General features: G+C 40.7%; 5 protein-coding genes. All 5 read right to left on the bottom strand.

Translation table 11 applies throughout. From position 1 onward, the window contains the following. The coding region (hemW, locus tag AC52RT_RS07730; RefSeq protein ID WP_495540204.1) for a radical SAM family heme chaperone HemW at nucleotides 1–871 on the bottom strand (871 nt) is incomplete at its 3' end. 73 nt (nucleotides 872–944) lie between these two features. Further along, a complete protein-coding gene (gene lepA / locus AC52RT_RS07725; protein WP_495540203.1) occupies nucleotides 945–2,780 on the bottom strand; it encodes a translation elongation factor 4 in 1,836 nt (611 codons plus the stop codon). Between the two features lie 651 nt (nucleotides 2,781–3,431). After that, nucleotides 3,432–3,752 (bottom strand): DUF3679 domain-containing protein, encoded by a 321-nt coding sequence (locus tag AC52RT_RS07720; protein ID WP_495540202.1) that lies wholly within the window; start codon nucleotides 3,750–3,752, stop codon nucleotides 3,432–3,434. Between the two features lie 17 nt (nucleotides 3,753–3,769). Then, the gene (gene spoIIP, locus AC52RT_RS07715; RefSeq protein WP_495540201.1) at nucleotides 3,770–4,966 is read right to left on the bottom strand and encodes a stage II sporulation protein P; all 1,197 of its coding nucleotides are present in this window, start codon (nucleotides 4,964–4,966) and stop codon (nucleotides 3,770–3,772) included. A 76-nt stretch (nucleotides 4,967–5,042) separates the two neighbouring features. Beyond that, the coding region (gene gpr / locus AC52RT_RS07710; RefSeq protein WP_495540200.1) for a GPR endopeptidase at nucleotides 5,043–5,826 on the bottom strand (784 nt) is incomplete at its 5' end.

Here is a 5,826-nt window from a genome sequence, read left to right as displayed (position 1 = left end):
CTTGAAGCGGGGTCATATACTTTTTCACTGGACCATGGTTCGCAATTCGGTTTCCGCCAGTATAGCCGTGCGCACCGGCTCCAATTCCGTAATACTCCTCATTGTTCCAATACGTTAAGTTATGCCGACTTTCAAAACCTGTCCGAGCAAAATTACTGATTTCATATTGATGCAAATTATGCTTTTCCATCGTTTCCATCAGTTTTTCATACATACTCGCTTCGAGATCTTGAGGCGGTAAATGTAGTTTCCCCTTTTGCATGAGATTATAAAAAACAGTTTTTGGCTCAACAATTAAGGAATAGCTCGAATAATGCGGAAGATCAAGTGCCAGCGCCTTATCAAGAGTGTCAGTAAAATCTTCCATCGTTTGACCAGGCAGTCCGTATATTAAATCAATACTAATATTCGTAAAACCGACAGACTGAGCTTTTTCAATGGTTTCATAGACATCCGCTGCACGATGTGTCCGGCCAATTCTTTTTAATAAATCATCCGTGAAGCTTTGGACACCAAAACTCAACCGATTCACGCCCGATTGATAGAGAATTTCAAGCTTTTCCCGTGACAATTCTCCAGGATTGGCTTCAAACGTATATTCCCCGTCTTTTTTCAACGTAAAGGTTTCTGTAATGGAGTCACATAAATACTGAAGTTGATTTTCATTTAAAGAAGTGGGCGTGCCGCCGCCGACAAAAATCGTTTCCAATTCAGGTGCACTAGGATACGTTTTTACTTGAAGCTGCATTTCCTTTTTCATCATCTTCAAATACTCATCCACCGGCTGACCTTGCAAGAAAACTTTATTAAAATCACAATAGTGACAAATATGTTCACAAAATGGGATATGGATATATGCGCTTTGAATCAACTTGTTCACAACCTTTTAAGATGGAAAAAGAGGCTAGATGCACAAGCGCCTACCCCCTTTTTTCAACGTTCATTTATTTTTTCGGAGTCGTATCGTCCATTTTCAGTACGGCCATAAATGCTTCTTGCGGCACTTCAACTGAACCGACTTGCTTCATCCGTTTTTTACCTGCTTTTTGCTTTTCAAGCAATTTACGTTTACGCGAAATATCGCCGCCGTAACATTTAGCCAAAACGTTTTTACGCATTGCGCTAATGCTCGAACGTGCAACAATCTTTTGCCCAATCGCCGCTTGAATAGGTACTTCAAATTGCTGTCTTGGAATTAGCTTTTTCAATTTCTCAACAATCAGCTTACCGCGTTCATATGAAAAGTCAGTATGCACGATAAAGCTCAATGCATCGACCGTTTCCGAATTCAGAAGAATATCCATTTTGACTAGTTTCGACGGTCTGTAACCAATCAACTCATAGTCAAATGATGCGTACCCTCTTGTATTAGATTTCAATTGATCAAAGAAATCATAAACGATTTCTGAAAGTGGAATTTCATATACGATGCTGACCCGATTTTCATCCATGTACTCCATATTGACGAAGTTCCCACGTTTCTTTTGGCCAAGCTCCATAATCGTTCCAACGAACTCATTAGGTGCCATCATCGTTGCTTTTACATATGGCTCTTCAACTCGTTCGATTTTCTGAGCTTCAGGCATATTAGCCGGATTATCTACTTTTAATTCTGTACCATCTGTCAGAATAACATCATAGATAACACTCGGTGCGGTAGTAATCAGATCAATGTTAAATTCACGTTCAATTCGCTCTTGCACAATTTCCATATGAAGAAGGCCGAGGAATCCACAACGGAAACCAAAACCAAGTGCCTGTGATGATTCTGCTTCAAATTGAAGCGCAGCATCATTAAGCTCTAATTTTTCAAGAGCATCACGTAAATCATTGAATTTAGATGCATCGATTGGGTACAATCCGCAATAAACCATCGGATTCAATCTACGGTAACCCGGCAATGCTTCAGTAGCACTGTTTTTAGCACCGGTAATCGTATCCCCAACGCGAGTATCCCCAACGTTTTTAATTGCTCCCGTTAAGAAGCCAACGTCGCCCACAGTCAGTTCATCACGAAGCTCAACCTTCGGCGTCAATGCACCGATTTCGATAACTTCAAATTCCTTGCCTGTAGCCATCATTTTAATTTTATCACCTGGCTTAATCGTCCCATCGAATACACGGATATAAGCAACTACCCCACGATAGGCATCATAAATAGAATCAAAAATCAAAGCTTTCAAAGGTGCATCAGGATCACCCTGAGGCGGTGGAACAAGTTCAACGACCTGTTCAAGAATTTCTTCAATTCCAATACCTGCTTTTGCAGAAGCAAGAACAGCATCTGATGCATCCAAACCAATAACGTCTTCAATCTCTTGACGAACTCGTTCCGGTTCTGCACTTGGAAGATCAATTTTATTGATAACAGGAATAATTTCAAGGTTATTATCAAGAGCTAAATAAACATTCGCTAATGTTTGAGCCTCAATCCCTTGAGCCGCATCCACAACAAGAACAGCACCTTCACAAGCTGCAAGGCTCCGTGAAACTTCATACGTGAAATCGACATGTCCCGGTGTATCAATCAGATGGAAGGTATATTCCTCGCCATCCTTTGCGTTATATTTCAGTTGCACAGCATTCAATTTAATCGTAATTCCTCGTTCACGCTCAAGATCCATCGAATCCAACAGCTGGCTCTTCATTTCACGCTGAGCCAATGCGTTCGTCTTTTCTAAAATCCGATCCGCCAAGGTAGATTTACCATGGTCAATATGCGCAATAATGGAAAAGTTACGAATTCTCGATTGTCTCGCCAATTTCTCTTCTCTATTCATACAATCACTCCTACTTATCGACACAATACACTATTTTTCATTATATCAGTACAGTATATAAGATTCAATTAAAAACGGTGCATTTACTAGAATATACAAATCACCCTAAAGCATAACTTCTCTCTAGTGAATCGAATGAACTTTGCTAGCGGGGGTGAAGTTTTCTCTATTAGGAGACAAAGGAAGGGCTGAATCAGCATCCTTTCCGGCTTTAATAGCGACTACTCATCAAGGTATCAGCCAAATCAGGGGTGGGGGGTTAAAAGAGTAACTTTAAGGGTTTTTTTGTATAAATACACTTTCGTAATCTCTAGCGGCGGCTCCTACTATTAATATACGGTAGGGCCGAATCTTTTCTCGTTTGGGACGAATCGACCTTGCTTTCCAACTTTCTTGGGGACTACTATCAGCCCAAACTAGGGTGATTTTTATAAAAGGGTACCTTTAATGGGGTTTTAGCATAGACAGCGGCAATTTTTACTTCGTGGGCGATAGTTCCTATTGATATACGCTAGAACCGAATTAACCTTCCTTTCCATCTCATGGTGATCAGCCGAAACCAGGGTGGCTTTTCTTGCTATCTCAACTTTCTCTACAACAAAAAAATTCCCGCCAACCTTATTCAGGGTTGTTGACGGGCTGCTTACGTATTTATGTGCCGGAAATGAGACCGATGAGTTTTTCAAATCCAACAGAAACTGTGTTTGATACCTTTTTGCCTATTGAGGAAAAGAAATTATAAGCACCTAGTTCTTCAATTTTTTGTTTCTTTTTTTCAATGTCATGGCTGGTTACAGTTTGACCTAATATTTCTCCTTCGCTTGGTGATTCGACTGAAAAGGCGCTGGATAATGAGGGGTCGTCGTAGCCTTTCATGTTTTTCATGCCTTGATTAGCAAACTGCATACCGAGTAACACGCCAAAAAACAGGAGTAAAACAGCAAATGTACAGATTACGCTAAATCGGAACATACCTACCCTTCTTTCCTTTATTCAGAAGACGTTTCAGCTGGTTTAGTAACTTCTTGAGCATTCCAATAGATTTCACTAAATACATCGGCAAATGCATCAGTCGTTAGAAACATCTCCTCAAATGTATTATCCACCCCGCCAATCTCAATCAACATAGCGTTTCCAGACAAATCTTGATTGTAGATTCCATTTTGCCCTGATTTCTTTTGTAGACTGATTCCCCACGAAAGACCAGGATATTTTTTTTCCATCGCTTTATGCATTTTCCCAGCTAATTCCGCATTCTTTTCGTAATTTGTATTCTTTCCTCCAATGACAAACGCTATACGTGCATACGTTTTTCCGTTAATCACACGCGTTGTGTCTTTTTTACGTTTTGAATCACGGTGAATGTCAATTAAATATTGGATATCTTGATTTGCTGCCATTGCCGTCTTTACAGCAGTTCGTGATTCCAAATAAGATTTTCCATAGGTTAGCCCTTTTTTATTCATTTGCCCTTGAATATCTGTTTTATTTAAGGATGCACCAATTCCTTTTTCCTCAAGATCCTTTTGAAGCTGGGCACCTAGCTTGGTCACATTAATTTTAGAATGGTAGGCCTGATTGGGATTCGTGACACCTTTTAGATAAGGTAAGTACGATTCTCGATTATGTGTGTGATAAATCTCGACGACTTTTCTGCCTTCGGTTGTCAGGCTTGGCTGCTTGGTTGGGGTTTTTTCAGGTTCTGCAATCGTATCCACATTCTGCAGAGCCGCTTCCCTTTCATTATTTAATACATCGAGAGGCGGTGCGGATTCATAAGGCATGTTCGTATAATTCGCATCTTTACCAGCAACAAGTATTTGATTATCAAAAATTGAAAAACCAGGCAGTTCTCTTCCCAGCAAGCTTCGTGGATCATCAAGTGAAATATTGGTTGAAGCTTTAAGAATTTGTTTACCGATTCCCGTATCAGCTTGTCCACCTGGAAGTGCATGACTAAAATAGTGATTTTCATTGGCGATTAACGAAAATAAAACCTTGCCAGAAAATTGGTTGGTTACGGTATTCACTGATTCTGATGAAAGACGATATTCCGGACGTAAGGACGTTAACAGACCACTGACTGCAAAAAACAGCAGAAGTGTAGCTAGAATGGCAAGAAGCCCTTTTATAATGGTTGATATATGGATGACGGCGACGAAATCTGCAGGCCGGTTTCTTTTCATTCCTTCCACCCTTTCAGTAACTTGTCTAGTAATTCATATGACTTTACTAGAAAGAGTAGAACCCAAAATCACAAACTCAACGTGTATAGTAACCGGTATTTTCCTGATTAACCGCATCGTGTAATGCCGCGTTTATCCCATTTGCCAATAGATTAGCCATATCTTCAACGAACACATCCACTTCCTTGGGCGTGACCATTAAATTATGACCGATTGGTGATAACACTTCATAGATCAGTTTCTTTTTTTCATCGTCTGCCAGCGTCCCGACAATGCCCATAAAGGTTTGTCGATACTGCTCATCAGGCAAATCCTCTTCTGCTAATTTTTTTCGTTTACCGAGTGTAAATCCTGCAGGTGTCAAGGCTCGTGACGGACTTTGACTAGCTTTCATTTCACTGCCAAAATGTTTAAGAATATAATCAATGGTGTCACTTGTAATAGAGACGGCATCCACCACCGTTGGGACTCCGATCGCAATAACAGGAACCCCTAATGTTTCTTGACTTAATTCCTTCCGTTTATTCCCCACACCTGAACCAGGATGAATGCCAGTATCCGTAATCTGAATTGTCGAGTTGACGCGATCGATAGATGCCGCTGCCAATGCATCAATGACTAAGACAAAATCCGGCTTACTCTTTTCAATAACTCCTTTAATAATATCGCTGGTCTCTATCCCCGTAATGCCCATTACACCAGGAGCAATGCCGCTGACTGGCCGATACCCTTCTTTCACCGATTCTGGCTGCAACTCAAACAAATGTCTGGTGATAACCAAATTTTCGACTACCGCTGGACCTAAGGCATCAGGAGTGACATTCCAATTACCAAGCCCCACTACTAAACAACTACTCGCT

Source organism: Peribacillus sp. (assembly GCF_059453735.1).
Note: the sequence above shows the minus strand (reverse complement) of the source record. Positions and strands in the feature narration are given on the sequence as shown.

Bases quoted from the DNA above. Each gene is read 5' to 3' on its own strand.
- AC52RT_RS07720 (WP_495540202.1), bottom strand. From the start codon at position 3,752: ATGTTCCGATTTAGCGTAATCTGTACATTTGCTGTTTTACTCCTGTTT.
- spoIIP (WP_495540201.1), bottom strand. From the start codon at position 4,966: ATGAAAAGAAACCGGCCTGCAGATTTCGTCGCCGTCATCCATATATCA.
- lepA (WP_495540203.1), bottom strand. From the start codon at position 2,780: ATGAATAGAGAAGAGAAATTGGCGAGACAATCGAGAATTCGTAACTTT.